The sequence below is a fragment of the Streptomyces sp. NPDC048612 genome, from assembly GCF_043199295.1.
In the GTDB taxonomy this organism is placed as follows: Bacteria; Actinomycetota; Actinomycetes; order Streptomycetales; family Streptomycetaceae; genus Streptomyces.
In genome coordinates this window covers 241831-260024 of sequence record NZ_JBICVV010000002.1, presented here as the reverse complement: position 1 = coordinate 260024, position 18194 = coordinate 241831, and the positions used below count along the sequence as shown (strand labels likewise).

General features: G+C 70.3%; 13 protein-coding genes and 1 tRNA gene. 12 read left to right on the top strand and 2 right to left on the bottom strand.

Annotated elements, in window-relative coordinates; all coding sequences use genetic code 11:
* The first annotated feature begins 99 nt into the window (after window positions 1-99).
* The 4 genes from tmk to ACGFN2_RS04415 all read left to right on the top strand — a co-directional run bounded on the left by tmk (window position 100) and on the right by ACGFN2_RS04415 (window position 7127).
* Complete coding sequence (gene tmk, locus ACGFN2_RS04430) at window positions 100-3399, top strand: dTMP kinase (protein WP_393357466.1); 3300 nt, start codon at window positions 100-102, stop codon at window positions 3397-3399.
* Between the two features lie 343 nt (window positions 3400-3742).
* On the top strand, window positions 3743-4978 hold the full coding sequence (locus tag ACGFN2_RS04425; protein ID WP_362603252.1) for a DNA polymerase III subunit delta': 1236 nt from the start codon (window positions 3743-3745) through the stop codon (window positions 4976-4978).
* Between the two features lie 383 nt (window positions 4979-5361).
* Window positions 5362-6951, top strand: a complete 1590-nt coding sequence (locus tag ACGFN2_RS04420) for an alpha/beta hydrolase (RefSeq protein WP_393357463.1) — start codon at window positions 5362-5364, stop codon at window positions 6949-6951.
* A 102-nt stretch (window positions 6952-7053) separates the two neighbouring features.
* Window positions 7054-7127: transfer RNA gene (locus ACGFN2_RS04415), tRNA-Thr, on the top strand.
* On the opposite strand, the gene ACGFN2_RS04410 is transcribed toward ACGFN2_RS04415, so the two are convergent.
* Both ACGFN2_RS04410 and ACGFN2_RS04405 read right to left on the bottom strand, forming a co-directional pair.
* On the bottom strand, window positions 7127-8914 hold the full coding sequence (locus tag ACGFN2_RS04410) for a tyrosine-type recombinase/integrase (protein ID WP_393357461.1): 1788 nt from the start codon (window positions 8912-8914) through the stop codon (window positions 7127-7129). The two genes, ACGFN2_RS04415 and ACGFN2_RS04410, sit on opposite strands and share 1 nt — an antisense overlap.
* Complete coding sequence (locus ACGFN2_RS04405) at window positions 8911-9612, bottom strand: helix-turn-helix transcriptional regulator (protein WP_359824043.1); 702 nt, start codon at window positions 9610-9612, stop codon at window positions 8911-8913. The genes ACGFN2_RS04410 and ACGFN2_RS04405 overlap by 4 nt, the downstream gene beginning before the upstream one ends.
* Before the next feature lie 94 nt (window positions 9613-9706).
* Between ACGFN2_RS04405 and ACGFN2_RS04400 the strand changes: the two genes are divergently transcribed.
* The 8 genes from ACGFN2_RS04400 (at window position 9707) to ACGFN2_RS04365 (ending at window position 18148) form a co-directional block, all read left to right on the top strand.
* On the top strand, window positions 9707-9937 hold the full coding sequence (locus ACGFN2_RS04400) for a hypothetical protein (protein WP_168480677.1): 231 nt from the start codon (window positions 9707-9709) through the stop codon (window positions 9935-9937).
* A gap of 233 nt (window positions 9938-10170) precedes the next feature.
* Window positions 10171-11481: a DUF3631 domain-containing protein gene (locus tag ACGFN2_RS04395; protein ID WP_393357459.1), complete on the top strand. Its 1311-nt coding sequence runs from the start codon at window positions 10171-10173 to the stop codon at window positions 11479-11481.
* A gap of 473 nt (window positions 11482-11954) precedes the next feature.
* Window positions 11955-12725: a DUF2637 domain-containing protein gene (locus ACGFN2_RS04390; protein ID WP_393357457.1), complete on the top strand. Its 771-nt coding sequence runs from the start codon at window positions 11955-11957 to the stop codon at window positions 12723-12725.
* A 344-nt stretch (window positions 12726-13069) separates the two neighbouring features.
* Entirely contained in the window at window positions 13070-13630 is a 561-nt protein-coding gene (locus ACGFN2_RS04385) for a MobC family plasmid mobilization relaxosome protein (protein WP_393357455.1), read from the top strand.
* Window positions 13627-15342 carry a relaxase/mobilization nuclease domain-containing protein gene (locus ACGFN2_RS04380; protein ID WP_393357453.1) on the top strand — a complete coding sequence of 572 codons (1716 nt, stop codon included), beginning with the start codon at window positions 13627-13629 and terminating at the stop codon, window positions 15340-15342. The genes ACGFN2_RS04385 and ACGFN2_RS04380 overlap by 4 nt, the downstream gene beginning before the upstream one ends.
* A 273-nt stretch (window positions 15343-15615) precedes the next feature.
* Window positions 15616-15933: a WXG100 family type VII secretion target gene (locus tag ACGFN2_RS04375; protein ID WP_393357451.1), complete on the top strand. Its 318-nt coding sequence runs from the start codon at window positions 15616-15618 to the stop codon at window positions 15931-15933.
* Window positions 15933-17240 carry a WXG100 family type VII secretion target gene (locus tag ACGFN2_RS04370; protein WP_393357449.1) on the top strand — a complete coding sequence of 436 codons (1308 nt, stop codon included), beginning with the start codon at window positions 15933-15935 and terminating at the stop codon, window positions 17238-17240. The genes ACGFN2_RS04375 and ACGFN2_RS04370 overlap by 1 nt, the downstream gene beginning before the upstream one ends.
* Window positions 17237-18148 (top strand): hypothetical protein, encoded by a 912-nt coding sequence (locus ACGFN2_RS04365; RefSeq protein ID WP_393357447.1) that lies wholly within the window; start codon window positions 17237-17239, stop codon window positions 18146-18148. The genes ACGFN2_RS04370 and ACGFN2_RS04365 overlap by 4 nt, the downstream gene beginning before the upstream one ends.
* The last annotated feature ends 46 nt before the right edge of the window (window positions 18149-18194 follow it).

Here is an 18194-nt window from a genome sequence, read left to right as displayed (position 1 = left end):
GCAGGTCAAGGGGTGGGCCCGACGGACATGTTCCGTCGGGCCCGCCCCTTTGTTCGGGCAGGCGCTCGACGCTCCGCGCCGTATCGATAGGCTGGCGAGATGACGCGTGCCGAGCAGCCAACGGTCGTGACCCCCACATCAGGCGCCCTAGCGGCGGATTCCCGCGAGCGCGCCGTGCGCGCCCTGCTCCGCTTCCCCCCACTGAAGCGACTGTGGAGCGCCCAATTCGTCGGGGGCATCGGCGATGCCCTGTCCATGCTTGTCCTCGTACTGCTCGCCCTCCAGGCGGCGTTGTACGTCCCCCTGGGCGGCGAGGCCGTCTTCGGCGGCGGTTATCGGGGAGCCGCCCTCGCGGTCACCGTGGTCTTCGCGGCCCGGATGCTGGCGATGCTGCTCTTCGGAGCCGTCCTGCTGGGCCCGCTGTCCGCGCTGACGGCGCCGGCCGGCCCGCTGGACCGGCGCTGGACGATGATCGGCGCGGATGTGCTGCGGCTCGCGCTGCTGGTCATCGCGCCCCTCTGGATCGACTGGACGCCCGGCAACGCGCTGGCCTGGCTGCTGGTCACGGTCTTCGTCACCGGTGTCGCCGAGCGCTTCTGGACCGTCGCACGGGAGAGCGCCGCCCCCGGCCTGCTGCCCGCCCCGCCCCCCGAGGGCGCCGCGGTCCGCCCGCTGCCCGACAACATGGACGCCCTGCGCCGCCTCTCGCTGCGCACCGCCTTCGTCTCGCTGCCGATCGCGGCCGCCGCCCTGGTGGTCGTCACCCTCATCAGCAAGCTGCTGGGCACCGGCATCGACTGGTTCCACCTCCACCAGGCCGCCCTCGGCTCCTATGTGGCCGCCGGGCTGTTCGCCGCCTCCGTGTCGATCCTCTACTTCATCGAGTTCCCCGGTGTGCCGACGCCGCGGCCGCGCTCCCCCCTGGAGGGGCTGCGCCGGCCGAAGTCCGCGGCAGCGAAGTCCGGCCGGCCCCAGGACGAGAAGGACGCGCACGACGCGGCCCGGCCGGCCGCCGACAAGGGCCGTACGGGCGCGATCCCGCTGCTGGTGGCGGCCTGCGCCGCGGTGGCCGGAGCCCTCGCCGCGGCCGTCTCGCTCGCCGTCCTGCACGGCTACGACCTGGCCGGCGGCCCGGCCACCTTCGCGCTGCTGGTCCTCGCGCTGACCGGCGGTACGGCCGTCGGCATCCGCGGCGCCCAGCGGGTGCTGCCCACGCTCTCCCGGCGCCGGCTGCTCGCCCTCGCGGTGGCCGCCACCGGCCTCGCGCTGCTGGCCATGGGCCTGGTCCCGGACCCGACGACGGTGCTGGTGCTCGGGCTGCTGGCCGGTGTCAGCGCCGGAGTCGCGGCCAATACGGGGCATGTCCTGCTGGACCAGGAGTCGGAGGAGTCCCGCACCGCCCGTACGACCGAGCATCTGCAGGCCGTCGTCCGTCTCTCCATCGCGCTGGCCGCCATCGTCGCGCCGCTGCTCGCGGCCGTCATCGGCCCGCACCACCTCGGCGACGGGGCCTTCAACTTCGCCTACGGCGGCGCCGCCTACACCCTGATGCTGACCGGTGCGCTGCTGCTGCCGGTCGCCGCGCTGGTGCTCGGCAAGGCCGACGACCGGCAGGGCATCCCGCTGCGGCGTGACCTGCGGGAGGCGCTGCGCGGCGGCGACCCGGTGCAGGCGCCCGCCCCCACCGGCTTCTTCATCGCCCTGGAGGGCGGCGACGGCGCCGGCAAGTCCACCCAGGTCGAGGCGCTGGCGGAGTGGATTCGCGGCAAGGGCCACGAGGTTGTGGTGACCCGCGAGCCGGGCGCCACCGCCATCGGCAAGCGGCTGCGGTCGATCATCCTCGACGTCTCGACGTCCGGGCTCTCGGATCGCGCCGAGGCGCTGATGTTCGCCGCCGACCGCGCCGAGCACGTCAACAGCGTCATCCGGCCCGCCCTGGAGCGCGGCGCGGTCGTCATCACCGACCGGTACACTGACTCCTCCGTCGCCTACCAGGGCGCCGGGCGCAACCTCGCCCCCACGGAGATCGCCCGGATCTCGCGCTGGGCCACCGACGGCCTGGTGCCGCATCTGACGGTGCTGCTCGACATCTCCCCGGAGACCGCACGGGAGCGCTTCACCGAGGCACCGGACCGGCTGGAGTCCGAGCCCGCCGCCTTCCACCAGCGGGTACGGTCCGGCTTCCTCACCCTGGCCGCCGCCGACCCCGCGCGCTATCTGGTCGTCGACGCCGGCCAGGAACCGGAAGCCGTCACCACCGTCGTACGGCACCGCCTCGACCAGGTGCTCCCGCTGTCCGAGGCCGAGGTGCAGGCACAGGCCGAGGCCCGTAAGGCCGCCGAGGAGGAGGCCCGCCGCAAGGCCGAGGAGGAGGCCGCGCGCAAGGCGGAGGAGGAGCGCCTGGAGCAGGAACGCCAGGAGCAGCTCGCCAAGCTGCGCGCCGAGGAGGAGGAGCGCAAGCGCGTCGAGGCAGAGGAGGCGCGGGCCCGCGAGGAGGCCCGGCAGGCCGAGGAGGCCCGTAAGCGCGCCGAGGAGGCCCGACTGGCCGCAGAAGCGGAGCGCGCCCGCCGCGAGGCGGAGGAACGCGCCCGCCAGGCCGAGCAGGAGCGGCTGCGCCAGCAGCACGAGGAGGAGGCGCGGCTCCGCAAGGAGGCCGAGGAGCGCCGCCTGGAGAAGCAGCGCAAGGCCGAGGCGGCACTGGTGCGCGCCGAGGAGGCGCGGAAGGCGGCGGCCGAGGCGGCTGCTGCGGCGGAGGCCAAAGCCGCGGCCGAGGCGGCGGAGGCGGCCGACGCGCCCACGGCGGAGACCTACGTCGCGGACCTGCGGAAGCGGCTCGGCGAGAGCGCGCCCGAGGACGCGGCCCCGGCCTCCGGTTCCGGCTCGGACAGCGAGCGGACCGAGGAGTCGCTGCCGCGGCCCGCGGCGCCGGACAACGGGGTCTCCCGTGCGGCGGACGAGACCGCGGTGCTGCCTTCGGTGCAGGACAGGCAGGACCCCTGGCGCGGCCTGGACACCGGCGCTGACCCGGAGGAGACCGCCGTGCTGCCGCCCGTACGGAGCGAGGACGCGCGCGGTGGGGACCGGCGGAGCGGCGATCCCGCCGACCGGGTGCCGCCGTGGATGTTCCGTAAGGAGACCCCGGAGGCCTCCGGGAGGAACGGCGCGGCGTCCGTGCCCGCGGAGTCGCGCACCGAGCGCACCCGCGAACTCCCGCAGATCGACCCGGCGACCGGCCACCCCGTGGAGCCCCCGCAGCGCCGCCGCCCCGAATGGGCGGAGGAGACCCCGCTGGACGATCTGCCCACGCTCGCCGACGAACTCCTCGGTTCGCACGACGACGAGGACGCGGACGGCGGCCGGGGCGGGAACGGCCGTCGCGGCGGCCGGGGACGGCGCTAGCGGAGACCGCGACACCTCGTACGACCGGCCGTGGGGGGGGGGGGGGCGCGGGGGGCCCCGCCCGGGGGGGGGCCGGGGGGGGCGGGGGGGGGGGGCCGCCCCGCCGGCCCCCCCCCCCCCCCGCCCCCCGGGGGGGGGCCCCCCGCGCCCGGGCGCCCCCCACGGCCGTTTTCCGCCCGTCGGAGCGGGCCGTCCGGCCGCCGGGCGCCGGCGTCCGGATTCGTTTGTCAGTGGGTTGCACCACAATGGGTCGGGCGCGGAGCACTGCGCGGTGCGCGGGCCGGACGCACCCGCCCTCCGCGGCGGCACGGGCAGGACGGCACGGAAGGAACGGCGGACAGCGATGGCGGTATGGGACGACGTGGTCGGCCAGGAGCGGGTGACGGCGACGCTGGCCGCGGCCGCGCGCGATGCGGACGCCTTCGTCACCGCGCAGCAGACGGGGCAGGAGCAGGCGCCCGGTGAGCGCGCGGACGACGCCGGCACCTCCCAGATGACGCACGCCTGGCTGTTCACGGGCCCGCCCGGCTCCGGCCGTGCCACCGCGGCCCGCGCCTTCGCCGCCGCCCTCCAGTGCGTCAGCCCGGACCGGGCCCTCGGCGGCGCCCCCGGCTGCGGCTTCTGCGACGGCTGCCACACGGCCCTCATCGGCACCCACGCCGACGTCGAGATCGTCCGTACGGACCTGCTGTCCATCGGCGTCAAGGAGACCCGCGACCTGGTCCGCCGGTCCTCGCTCTCCCCGTCCGGCGGCCGCTGGCAGGTGATCGTCCTGGAGGACGCCGACCGCCTCACCGAAGGCGCCGGCAACGTCCTCCTCAAGGCCGTCGAGGAGCCCGCGCCCCGTACGGTCTGGCTGCTCTGCACCCCCTCCGTGGAGGACGTCCTCCCCACCATCCGCTCCCGCTGCCGGCTGCTCTCACTGCGGACGCCGCCGGTCGACGCGGTCGCCGACGTCCTCGTCCGGCGGGACGGCATCGAGCCGGAGGCCGCCGCCAGGGCCGCCCGCGCCACCCAGGGGCACATCGACCGGGCCCGCCGCCTCGCCACCGACGAGCGCGCCCGGTCCCGCCGGGCGGCCGTCCTCAAACTCCCGCTCCGCGTCGACGACATCGGCGGCTGCCTCAAGGCCGCCCAGGAGCTGATCGACGCCGCGGGGGAGGACGCCAAGCAGGTCGCCGAGGAGGTCGACACCAAGGAGACCGAGGAACTGCGCGCCGCGCTCGGCGCCGCGGCCGGCACCGGCGGACGCCTGCCGCGCGGCACGGCCGGTGCCATGAAGGAACTCCAGGACAAGCAGAAGCGCCGCTCGACCCGTACCCAGCGCGACAGCCTCGATCTGGCCCTGGTCGACCTCACCGGCTTCTACCGCGACGTCCTCGCCCTCCAGATGGGCGCGTCCGTCCCCCTCGCCAATGACGAGGTACGCGACAGCGTCCAGCGCATCGCCACCGCCTCCACCCCGGAGCGCACCCTCCGCCGCATAGAAGCCGTCATCGCCTGCCGCGAGGCCCTGGACCGCAACGTGGCCCCCCTCCTCGCGGTCGAGGCGATGACGGTGGCCCTCCGGGCCGGCTGACCCCTCCCGCCCTGGGGCGACCCGCCGCTCTTCGCGGCACCGGCCCGTTATCCACAGGAGCCGCAGACAGCACGCTCTTAGCTGGATACTCTCCGTGGGCGGGTCGTTACTCGCCGCCCATTCCGTCCATCCCTGCCCTCCACGACCCCAGCGCCTTCCGCCCTCCACGACCCCCACCGCCTCCCGCCGATCCATCGCCCGCCGCTACGGCCACCGGTCGCCACCACAGGTCGCCGCCGTCCTGCCCTCCACGGCCACTGGTCGCCCCCCCCGGCCTGGCCACCGCCCACCCCGCCCTCCACCTCCAGGGACCGACACCGCGCTCCACTCCACTCCCCTTCACGGCACTCCACGTTCCAGGGACCGAGACCAAGGGACCGCCCATGGCCACCAGCCGCCTGCTCCGCACCTCTGCCGCCCTCCTCGCGGCCACCGCTCTGCTGATCTCCGGCTGCTCCTCGGGGAGTTCGTCCGCCGGCGGTGAGGCGTCCCCGGGCGGCGGAACGGAGGCCGGCGTCCAGCGGCCCGCCGAGGACGCCTCCCTCGCGCCCCTGCCGGCCGCCACCCCGTCCGGTCTGCGTCCGTATTACGACCAGAAGCTGAGCTGGCATTCCTGTGGGGTGGCGGACTTCGAGTGCGCGACGATGAAGGCACCCCTCGACTACGCCAAGCCCAGCGCGGACACCGACCTCAAGCTCGCGGTGGCCCGCAAGAAGGCCACCGGCCCCGGCAGCCGGATCGGCTCCCTCCTGGTCAATCCGGGCGGCCCCGGCGGCTCGGCGATCGACTACCTCCAGCAGTACGCGCCCCAGCCCGCCGCGGTCCGCGCCCGCTACGACATGGTGGCGATGGACCCGCGCGGTGTGGCCCGCAGCGCACCGGTCGAGTGCCTCACCGACAAGCAGATGGACCGCTACACCCAGACCGACGTGACCCCTGACTCACCGGCCGAGGTCAACAAGCTCATCAGCGCCTACCGCAGCTTCGCCAAGGGCTGCGCCTCCCGCGCCGGCAAGCTGCTCCAGCACGTCTCCACCATCGAGGCGGCCCGCGACATGGACGTGCTGCGCGCCGTCCTGGACGACGACAAGCTCAACTTCGTGGGCGCCTCCTACGGCACCTTCCTCGGCGCGACCTACGCCGGCCTCTACCCCTCCCGCGTCGGCCGCATGGTCCTGGACGGCGCCATGAACCCGGTGCTCGACTCCCGCACCGTCAACGTCGACCAGACCGCCGGCTTCAACACCGCCTTCCGGGCGTTCGCCGCGGACTGCATCAAGCACAAGGACTGCCCGCTCGGTACCAAGAGCGTCGACGACGCCGGCCGGCAGCTGTCCGCCCTCTTCAAGAAGCTGGACGCCCATCCGGCGGCCACCGGCGAGGAGCGGAAGCTCACCGAATCCCTCGCCACCACGGGCGTCATCGCCGCCATGTACGACGAGCGCGCCTGGCCCGTCCTGCGCGACTACCTCGGCCAGGCCGAGGCCGGCAACGGCCGCGGGCTGCTCACCCTCTCCGACAGCTACTACGAGCGCGACCCGAACGGCACCTACGCCAACCAGATGTACGCCAACCCCGCCGTCAACTGCCTCGACCTCGCCTCGGCCTTCAACGGCCCCGGCCAGGTCCGCGCCGCCCTGCCCAGTTTCCGCAAGGCCTCCCCGGTCTTCGGCGAAAACTTCGCCTGGGCCGCCCTGAACTGCGCGTACTGGCCGGTCAAGCCCACCGGCACGACCCACCGCATCGAGGCCGAGGGCGCCGCCCCGATCCTCGTCGTCGGCACCACCCGCGACCCTGCCACCCCCTACACCTGGGCCAAGGCCCTCGCCGCCCAGCTCTCCAGCGCCACCCTCCTCACCTACGACGGCGACGGCCACACCGCCTACGGCCGCGGCAGCACCTGCATCGACCGAGCCATCAACAACTACCTCCTCAAGGGCACCGTCCCCCCAAAGGGCACCCACTGCAAGTGACCCACACCACACCCACCCCCTCCCGCCCCGCCGCCCCCTGGCCAGCCCCTCAACCGGTTACAGAGCACCCCTCCACAATGTGTAGACTGGGCCGCGCACCAAGCCGCCTTAGCTCAGTTGGCCAGAGCAACGCACTCGTAATGCGTAGGTCTCGGGTTCGAATCCCGAAGGCGGCTCAGTAAAAAGGCCAGGTCACATAGCCCGTGACCTGGCCTTTTGCGTTGCTCGGGGCATGACGCGTCACACGGCCGTGGTGCCGTGGGATGACTTGCGTGAGCGATGCGTGAGCGGAGCCGCTCGGCGACCTACTTCTTGGGCTTCCGGAGCTCGGTCTTCTTGTCGGCCTTGGGCTGGGCTTTGCCTTGTTCTTCGGCTTGCCGCCCTTGCCCTTGCCGGCGTTCTTCGCCGCGGCCTTCTTGGCCTTCTCCTTCTTCGCCGCCTTGCGTGCCGCCTTCTCCACCTCGGCCTTGCGCTGAAGCGGCACCAGCTTCGCCGTCGCCTCGGCGGCGCTCTTGCCGACCTGGGGCAGGACGCTCTGGTAGATGTCCCGCGTGATGCGGGTGTCACTGTGCCCGAGGGTGTCCGACACGATCTTGATGTCGATGTCGGCGGCCAGCATGAGCGTTGCTGCGCCGTGGCGCAGGTCATGCAGACGGATCGGCGGGAGGCCGGAGGCGGCGACGAGGCGCTCGAAGAGGTCGGTCACCTTGCCCGGGTGGAGCCAGGAGCCGTCTTCCTGAGTGAAGACGTGGCCGGTCTCGATCCAGGCCGAGCCCCACTCCGCGCGGTCCGCTTCCTGCCGCTCGCGGTGCCGCTTCAGGACATCGACGGTGTCGTCGTCGAGCGCGACCACGCGATACCCGCTGTCCGTCTTGGGATCGGACGCCTCGATCTCCCATCCGTCCTGCACGAGTTGGGAGGAGACGGTGAGGGAGTGGGTGTCGAGGTTCGTCTCCGACCACGGCTGCCCGCACGCCTCGCCACGGCGCAGGCCGCGGAAGGCGATCAGGTGCCACATCGCGTACAGGTGGTCCTCGGCGACGAAGTCGAGGAAGGTGCCGGTCTGCTGGGGCGTCCAGACCATCACCGGCGACGGCTTCTCGCCCGTCTGCTCCCACTTGGCAACCCGCTCGTCCGTCCACACGAGCGCCTTGGGCTTGCGTGCGGGATCGATCTCGACGTGGGCGGCCGGGTTGAACGTGATGATCTGCTGCCCGATCGCGTCGTTCAAGGCCGCGCGAAGAGTGGCCTTGACATGCTGACGCGTGGCGGGGCCGGTGATGCGACGGAAGCGCGGCATCTCGTCGATCGCGGCCTTCATCGCCTTGCGACGAGCACGGTTCTCCACGCCCTTCCACGGTACGGCCGCCAGCTCGTCGATCGCGGCTCGCCGCTGGGCGTTGTCCTCCAGGATCTGGGCGTTGGCGTCGCGGATGTCCGTGAACATCTCGCTGAGGTGGCTGACGCGCAGCCGGTCCAGCCGCCGGTTTCCGATGCGCGGCTTCAAGTGCACGCGAATGTCGGTCTCGTAGCGGTTGAGGCCGGACTTGCGTATGCGCTTACCGGCCAGCCACCGGTCGAGCCACTCGCTCACCGTCAGGCTGCCGATGAGGTCCTGGCCGGCGTTCAGGCGCCGCCTCGTCTCCTCGACGTCAGGCAGAGGCGACCGCTCGCGGCTGACCTCCGCCAGCATCTCGGCGATGAGTTCCGTGCCTTCGGGGTCGTCCGACTCGGCGAGTCCAAGGAGAGCGCGTACGTGGTCGAGGTCGGCCTGGGCCGACTTGAGGCTGCTGTACCCGCCACGGGCGAACGAGCGCCGGCTGCCGTCCTCACGGGGCGAGAGCTCCTGGCGTATGGAGTAGGTGCAGTGGTTCCTGCTGTTGCGCTTGGGGCAGGAGGTGCCGAGTTCCTTGCCGGTCTTCGGGTCGCGGCAGGAGCAGCGGCGATAGGTGGAGCCCTTCAAAGATCATTCTCCTCGGTGATATCGGGATCGCTCCCGGGTGAATCGATTGCGGCGGCAAGGTCGGGCCACAGGAATGGAGGCGTGACGCCCTCTTCCCGGATGAAGGCGCGGATCCTGCGCAGACGGTTCGCGGCGCCGTCAGCCACCTCGGCGGCACGAGCCTGAGCGCGGAGGGCCTCGGCCTTTCGGTCGGCGTTCGGGGCGGTCTCGGCGTGGTAGCGCGCGTACTCCTCATCTCGTCGCGCGCTCTGCAGTTGCTCCTCGGCGGCGTGGTGGGCGCGGAAGTAGCGGAGCATGTCGTCGTCCACGCCGAGGTCCGTCTCCTCCCCGGTGAACCAGCGCAGGGCGTTCACGGGGGAGGTGGGGTGCTGAAGCGGGAGCCGCTGCACACCGTCGACGTAGCCGACGGGATAGATGAGGCAGATGGGTGGGGTGTTCAGCGCCTCGGCCAACACCATGACGTCGACCAAGGGCAGGTTGGAGCGGCGTCCGGACTCCATGTTGGCGATCACGTTGCGGGGGATCGAGTGGCCGATCTCCTCGCACTTGTCGGCCAAGTCCTGTGCGCTCCACCCCAGTTCCTTCCGTCGTCTACGGACCTCGTCGGCCACGGTGGCCATGACCTGGTCCACCCACTCAAGGACGTCGTCCTCGTCGTCGGCCTTCTCGTATCCATGGTCGCTACGACGTTGTGTCATGTAGACACATTAGCTCGCCTAACGTCGATTTCGTGACCTGGAGACGGGCGCGATGGTCGCGTTCGCCGAGGGCTCAGTCGTGGATGGAGCGCGCATGCGCGAGAACGAAGCTGGTGGGCGAGCGAAGGGGATGAGCCGCGAGGAGCTTCTGGAGCTTCCCGCCGCCGTTGACCTGGAGACAGGCAACCGAGCTTTGGGGCTGGGGCGGAGCAAGGGATACGAGCTCGCCAAGCGTGATCAGTACCCGTGCAAGGTGCTGCGACTCGGCAATGCCTACCGGGTGGTGACGGCGGACCTGTTGGCCCTGCTGGGGCTGGCAGCGTGAAGCGGCTGGTGCGTAGCAGGCGCTTCTGCGCTGAGCTGACACAGAAACGCTGGACTGTGGCGTGGCGTGGACGTACTGTCCGTGGTCGCTCGCGGTACCGAGACGCCCGCGAGAAGGGGGAGAGCCTCCGGCGGTGCAACGCCGGAGGCCCCAAGGCTCCCCAGCAATCCCATGAGAACCGACCCGGCGACAGGGGCGTGCAAGCCCGACACCGCCAGACGAGGAGCCGCCCAGTGCAACCCGAGAACCCCGAGTCCTATTCCGCCCCCGCCCGAGCGGGCTGGCCCGCCACGGCCATCCCCGGTCAGCCCGGCGCCCACCTGCGTGCTGCGGAGGCCGACAGCGCCTCGGCGGACCCGAGCGAGGGTGCGGCCGGATGCAGCGCCGACGATGCGGATGCGGCGAGCGGGCTGGAGGCTATACCCGACGCAGAGCCGACAGCTGGCTCGAAGCTGCTGGACGAACTACGCGCCCAGATATCGCAGTTCGTCATCCCACCCTCACCGGAGGCGCTGGACGCGATCACTCTCTGGGTGGCGGCGACGCATCTCCAGCCCGCGTGGCAGCACGCCCCGCGCCTGGCGGTGGTGGGCCCGGCGAAGCGCTGCGGCAAGTCGCGGCTGCTGGACGTGCTGACCGAGACGGTCCACGAGCCGATGTTGACCATCAACACCACACCGGCGGCCATCTTCCGCTCGATCAATGAGGAGGAGCCGCCGACGCTGCTGGTGGACGAGGCCGACACCATCTTCGGCCCGAAGGTGGCGGAGAAGAACGAGGAGACGCGTGGCCTGCTCAACGCCGGTCATCAGCGCGGCCGGTACGTCACCCGAGTCGTCGGCAACGACCACACCCCGCACAAGTTCGCCACCTTCGCCATGGCGGCCATCGCGGGAATCGGTGACCTGCCTGACACGGTCATGGACCGTTCGGTGGTGATCCGCATGCGGCGCCGGGCCGAGGGCGAGAAGGTCCGGCCCTTCCGCTCCCGCCGCGACATCCCCGCCCTGCACGAGATACGCGACCGCATCCACGCGTGGGCCAGGCCGCTGCTGGAGGAGGCCGCGAACCTGGAGCCGGACATGCCGGTCGAAGACCGCGCCGCAGACACGTGGGAGCCCCTGGTGATCGTCGCCGATCTGGCAGGCGGTCGCTGGCCCCGGCTGGCGCGGGTCGCCTGCGTGCGGATGGTCAATGCCGAAGTGGCGGCCGAGGAGGACCACCCCAGTGGTGCACGAATCCTCGCCGACATCCGCCGGGTCTTCTTCGCCCAGCGTGAGGTGGACAGCCTGTCCACAGGGGACCTCCTCCACCACCTGCGCCAAGACGCCGAAGCCCCGTGGGCGGAGCGGGGACGTGACGGCCTAACGGCCCGAGAGCTCAGCAGGATGCTGCGCGACTTCGACATTCGGCCCGGCAACGTGCGCATGGCCGACGGAAGGCAGCTCAAGGGCTACATGCGCAACAAGTTCCTCGACGCGTGGCGGCGCTACTGCCCCACTGTGCACCCGGTCGACGCCGGTCCCACGCCCAGCTCGGGCTGAGCCCCGCCCCTCCGGTTGCCGTCCTTGCCGTCCCTGCCGTGATCCCGCAGGTCAAACGGCATGTCGGTAAGACGGCAGCCAGGCTCAAGACGGCAACGCGATGACCAACGGCGCGCTGACCGCCAGGACGTCTCCCACCTCCGTCTTGCGCCGTCCTAGGCGTCCCTGCCGTATCGCCGCAGGTCACAGGAGCTTCGGCCAAGACGGAAGACGGATCCGCCCCGTCCACTGCCGCCCCCACGCTCCAACCCGAGGGCGGCGGTGCCGCAATACGTCGGCACCGCCGCCGAGACGGAACGCCAGCACCTGTGCCGTACTCACCCTGACCTGCGGTTTCAACGGCCAAGACGGCCAAGACGGACCACGCCACCACCACAGGAGAACCCCGCTTGACCACCCTCGCACCACTCGCCGACCACACCGATCAGGACACCGGTGGGAGCCGCGCTTTTAGGCCAGGAGGGAAGCAGGTGATGACCAAACAGACCGCCGAGCAGTATGCGCTCGTCGCGGCGGGAACCGTCATCGTCGCCCTGACTGCCGGTGGGTTCTGGCTCTCCTACGCGCACCTTGCCGAGGTCGCTGGGCAGCACGGGCTCAAGAGTTCCCCCGTACGCCAATGGGCCTGGCCCGCGACGTTGGATGCGTTCATCGTCGCGGGAGAGTTGCTGATGCTCCGCGCGGGCCTGCGGCGGCTCACCGATGGGTGGGCCATCGCCCTCACGGCCACCGGATCGATCGGTTCCATCGCGCTGAACATAGCCGGGGTCAGCGGGGCCGGCGGGCCCGGAGCGAAGCCCCTGCTCGACTATGTGGTCGCTGCCGTACCCCCGACCGCCGCGCTGCTGGCCTTCGGCGTCCTGATGCGGCAGATCCACCAGCTGGTCGACCGGCCGATCGGCCGAATGGGACCGGCGTTGGATGAGGGGCCGGAGTCAGCGACCAGTGCTGCTGTCCGTGCCACTGAGCCACCGGCTGGCAGTTCCGCCCGGTCGTCGGAACCTCAGCTCCGGGAATCGGACAGCAAGCCACGTGGGGGCCGCCCAGCTGGGGCCACGGTCGACGAACTCGTGGAGATCGGTCGGATCTCCGCTGCAGAGCAGGGCAAAGCCACCCGAGACATTGTCCAAAAGGCTGTACGGGCCAAGGGACTGACGGTCAGCGGGGAACGGCTGACCGAGGTGATGGAAGTCCTTCGACGCGAGCTCGAAGCCGCTTCCGGCACCGGTCCCGATAGGGACTGACCGCTCGCCCCATGGGGTGACCGGAACCCTTCCGGTCACCCCGCCACCGGTCACCGCCCCCTCACCGCTTGGTCATCCACACCTGTGGAGGGGGCCGTGGACCGCCTGGACTCTGCCTGCCCTTCCTCGTCAGCCCGCCTGCCCCACTCGCACCTTCCGGAGAGCCACCCATGACGCACGACCCACACCACGCCGAGGCCACTCACAACGAGCCACGGCTGCTGACGAAGTCCCCTGGAGCGATGGGCCTTTTGCGGCGGGCATTCGGATGGATTGCCCCTGGCGGAGCCAGTAGTACCCCGAGTCCGACTCAAGGCCGGCCTTCGGGGATCTCCGCCCCAGGGGTGGCAGAGACGGCCCAGCGCCAGGGGACGCCGGGCCAAGGGGTCGGGGCCGAGGGTGGCCCCGACCCGGACACGCTCCACGCCATCCAACGCGAGACCCTCCGCCCCGCCCGTGCCGCCGAGAGCGCCACCGGCGAGCCCTCCGTGAAGAGCGTCCAGCCCACGATCCGTCGTTTCAGCGGCAACAAGCGCACCGTCCGCGTGGGCCCACTGCGGTTCACCGACGACGAGCACGCCGGCCTTCAGGAGGCCGCCACCGAGCACGGCTACAAGGGCGAGTCCGGCTTCGCCGCCGATGTCGTCCTGGCCTTCATCACCGGCCGGTTCACTGCCAACCTTCCCCTGTCCGAGGATCGCCGCCGCACGCACATGTTCCGCGCCCAGGTCCTGCGTCAGCTCAACCGCATCGGCGTCAACGTCAACCAGATCGCCCGCGCCCTCAACAGTGACCTCACCCCACCCGACATACGCCACCGCCTCGACGAACTCCACCACCTGCTGGAACTGATAGCCGAGGCCCTGTGCCAGCCTGCCGACCCGGGGGAGGACCTTGCCGCATGATCGCCGCCATCAAGGCGCCCGGCGCCAACACCCGTGGCCTGCTTGCCTACCTCTACGGCCGAGGAACCCACGACGAACACTTCGACCCGCACATCGTGGCCGGCTTCGCGATGCTCGGCATGCCCGACCCCGGCCGCGACGAGACGGCCACCCTCACCGAACTCGCCCGCCACCTCGACGAGCCCGTCCGCCTGCGCAACAGCGAGTTCGGCAAGCCTGTCACCGACCACGTCTGGCACTGCCCCGTCCGCGCCGCCCCCGAAGACCGCTACCTCTCCGACACCGAATGGAGCGAGATCGCCCAGCGCGTCGTCGCCGCGGCCGGCATCGCCCCTGCCGGTGATGACCTGGCCTGCCGCTGGATCGCCGTACGCCACGCCGACGACCACATCCACATCCTCGCCACCACCGTCCGCGAAGACGGCCGACGCCCCAAACTCCACGACAGCGGCATACGCGTCGGCGACGCATGCCGCGAGATCGAGAAGGACTACGGTCTGCGCCGCCTGAAGAAGGGCGACCGCACCAACACCCGACGCCCCACCCAGGCCGAAATGCACAAAGCCCAGCGCCTCGGCTGGGAACAGACCAGCAAGGACTGGCTCCAGGACCGCATCCGCGCCGCCATCCCACACGCCACAAGCGCCGAAGAACTCCTCGCCTACCTCGAAGCCGAGGGCCTCCGAGTCAAGGCCAAGCGGGGACCCTCCGGCGACCTCCTCGGCTACGCCGTCGGCCGCCCCGGCGACCTCAACAAGGACGACGAACAGATCTTCCACCCCGGCGGAAAGATCGCCCCCGACCTCTCCCTTCCCAAGATCAAGGCCCGCCTCGAATACAGCCAGCCCGAAGAGCACCCCACCGCCCGCCGCGCCCAGCCCAGCACCCCCTGGCACCGAGCAACTGACGCCCTCGACAGTCTCCACACCGACCTTGCCTACGACGCACGAGCCCAGGCGCACATCACCGCCCTCGGAGAACTGATCGAAACCACCGCCCAGACAGCGCCCACCGACCTGCGCGCTGAACTGCAAGCCGCCTCGAAGGCGTTCGCACGGGCCCAGCGCTCCCAGATCCGGGCAGAAGACCGAGCTGCCCATGCTCTGCGTAACGCGGCCCGCGACATCGCCCACACCGCCACCGGCCCCGACGGCAGCGCCCTCGCTGCCCTGGTCGCAGCGCTCGTCTGGGCCGCAATCGTCGCGGGACGCTGGCATGAGGCCAAGGGCCACGCACACCAAGCCGATGCCGCCCGCCAAGCTCTCCAGCACCTTCGGACCGCCGCCGACCGCGCTCTCACCCCGGAACTCACAGACCTCGTGCAACGCCAGCCGAAGGAGGAGACCCGCCGCACCCTGGCCAGCGACGTACGAGCCGCCATCCCCGACCACGCCGCGCGGATCCTCACCGACACCGGCTGGCCGGCCCTCGCCACCGTCCTCGCCGACGCCGAAGCCCGCGGCCACAAACCCCACCAACTCCTCAAAGAAGCAGCCGCCCAGCGCGAACTGGCCACCGCCCGCCAACCCGCCCGCGTCCTGATCACCCGCATCCAGCACACCGGACGCAACCCCATCCCCAACCGCCGCGCCGCAGCAGCCCGCCTCCGCACCATTACCGCGGCTCCACACCCGCCCCTCGGGCCTGACTTCGCCCAGCCAGGAGTGGCAACTACGGCACCGGCCGCGCAGCAGCGTCGCCCGCGTCGCTAGCTGTCCAACACGCCGCTGTACGACTGTGGCTCTGCTGCGGTCGTGCAACGAGCGGTTGGACGTGCGCTCGGCGAATCGCCCCCTGCTGGAACCCGCCTGGTAGGGGGCTGCGGTCTTGCCCTGCCACTACTCGGGCAGCGTCCTGCCGTGGCTGAAACCCGCTCCCACCAGGGCGATTGTCAGTGCCGTATGCGAGGGTCGCTATCTGTGAGCCGACGCATTGTCGGCGGCTCGCGACGGGTTACGAGTACACGGCCAACGGGGAGGCACGGTATGGCTGGCGACGGCTTTGACATAGACACCGACCAACTCAAGTCCGCCGCTCCAACGTTCCACCGAGAGTCTGTTGCCCTGGAACGGGCGACAACCAAGCTTCGCCACACACTGAGCGGACTGGGGGAGCCGTGGGGCGGTGACGAGCAGGGCAAGAAGTTCGAGCACGCCTACGCCCCGCACCAGGCACAGATCGCGAAGGCAGCCGCAGCCCTTGTCAAGGGCCTGTCCAGCATCACCAAGGCCGTGAACGACATGGCCGCCAACCACGAAGACGCTGACCAGTCGGCCAAGTCCGGCTTCGAGGGCGGTAAGTGATGGGCGCTGCCGACAAGGCCAAGGAGATCGTCCAGGACCTCACCGGCATGTGGTGGCCGGAGGGGGACGAGGACGAACTCCGAGAAGCCGCCCGCGCTTGGCGTACGTACGCGGACGATGTCGAGGACTGCACGGCCGCCTGCCACAAGAAGGCCCAGGACGTCATCGACAACAACAAGGGCAAGTCGATCGAGGCGTTCGGGGGGTTCTGGCGCAAGTACCACGGCGGCGGCAAGGGCTACCTCGACGACGTGGCCAGCGCCGCCCGCGACATGGCCAAGGCCCTGGACAAGTACGCGGACCAGGTCGCCGAGGCCAAGAAGAAGATCGAGCACGAGCTGGAGATCGCCGGCGCGGTTCTGGTCGTCGGTACGGCCCTGGCCGTCTTCACCGGCGGTATCACCGAGCTCGCGGCAGTCGGCGCCACCGAAGCGATCGTCGCCGCAGCGAGTACGGCGGGCATCGCCGTTTCTGCCACCGTCACCGAGATCGCCGGAACGGTCCTGGCCACTGCCGCCATCGGCGGCATCGAAGCCATCACCGTCGACGTGGTCGTCGCCCAGGGCGGCCGCAACCTTCTGGGGGACCAGAAGGGCATCAACCTAGATGAGATCAAGCAGGCCGGAGCCACTGGGGTCTTGCTGGGGGGCGCCCTGGGCGGCGCGGGCCGCGCCGCGAAGGCTATAGGCGACGCTGGCGGCTTCAAGAACGCCTTCGGCAAGATGAAGCTGGATGTGGGTGGCCCGCGCCTCGTGATGGCCGGCGAGGGGCCAGTCGGCCCTGTCGGCCCGACCGGGCGCCCCTTGATGCGCAACACAGAGGGCAGCGGTGGGGGAGCCTCCGGAACTCCCAAGGCCAGTGGCTGGGAAACCTTAGGCAATATAAAGGGACCTGCGGCCGGGAAAACACTCAAGCGGCCAAACGATCGGCATACCATTGGTGGCGCAGGTCGAGCGGGTAAGAACATCAAAGAAGAGAACACCATCATCCTCCCGGGATATTCTCAGGAGGTCGAGAAGGATATCGCCGGCATCGCTGAAGGGAAGGCGACCTGGCTGCCGGACGGTGAGCGTTATGAGATCAACGGTCGCACTTACGGTGTCCATGAGAACGGGACCGTATACCCTGCCAAGGGTCCAGGGTTTGTGGAAATGGACCGGAATGAGTATGCGGCGCTATCGCAGATCGTAAAGGCTAAGGGGGATCTCTCGGCGGCTCCGCAACTGACGCGTAACCCTCGCTTCGTCAACAACCCGGAAGTCGTCGAAAAGGCCATGGCCATCTACAACGGGACTTACACACCATGACGTACAACCTTTTCCTCGTTGATAGCTGTGACCCGGGCGTCATGGCTGAAGCTCTCGCTGCGATCTTCCGAGTTCAATTGAGAGAAGTGGATGTTGCCGACGCTGATGGCGACCAAGAGGACCGCAACTGGGATGCCCTGGCGTCCTGCGAATACTCGCGCGTCCTGGGCAACGTGTCGCTATCCCTGGATATCTACGCTCAGGACTCGGTGGGGCAGCAGCCTCCAGAAGCCGAATTCTCCGCAGCGCTCGCGAGCATGCTTGGCACGTCCGTATTGTACCCTCCTCAGGAGAGCGCCATGAGCGCTCACTGGTTGGTTACCCCAGAGGGGCTGACAACACGGGCCCGGCTGAGCGAGTCAGACGATGACGAGCCAACATTCACAGTCGCAGCCGTTGAGGCATTTGTTGATGGCTTGCCGGATGTTCCTGTGATGAACCTTCCGGAAGTAGTGCGTGAGCAGAAGATTGCTACACCTCTGGCCGATTCATTTGCGGAATCCCTCCAGTCGCTGAAGGGGGCCGGCGGCGAAGCGGATGGTTTGACCATCACAGCTGAGGTTGCCGAGGTGGCACGCATCGCCAAGTCATACCTGGGGGCGTGGGAAAAGCTTTCTCGACGCGCCGAGAATGACTGGGAGCCATCTGGTTGGTACCCCGTGGAGTTCTACCGGGAAGTGCTCGGATATCGCGATGACATCGAAGGGTATCTGCGCCAACTCCCGGAGAACGTGGCCACGCTGTACAAGCGCTACCTCGACAAGGTTGACAGCCTCTATCAAGAGTTGACGGTCGACGACGAAGAGCACGTCATCGTCGATGGCCATGATGAGCCGACAGCTGGTTCGGCGCAGAAGGCTTGGTGGTGGTATCGCCGCCCCGAGCCCATGCCTTGGTCCAGGGGATGAAGCCGAGCGCCTCCGTGGATCTGCTGACCCGATACGAGGTGGACCG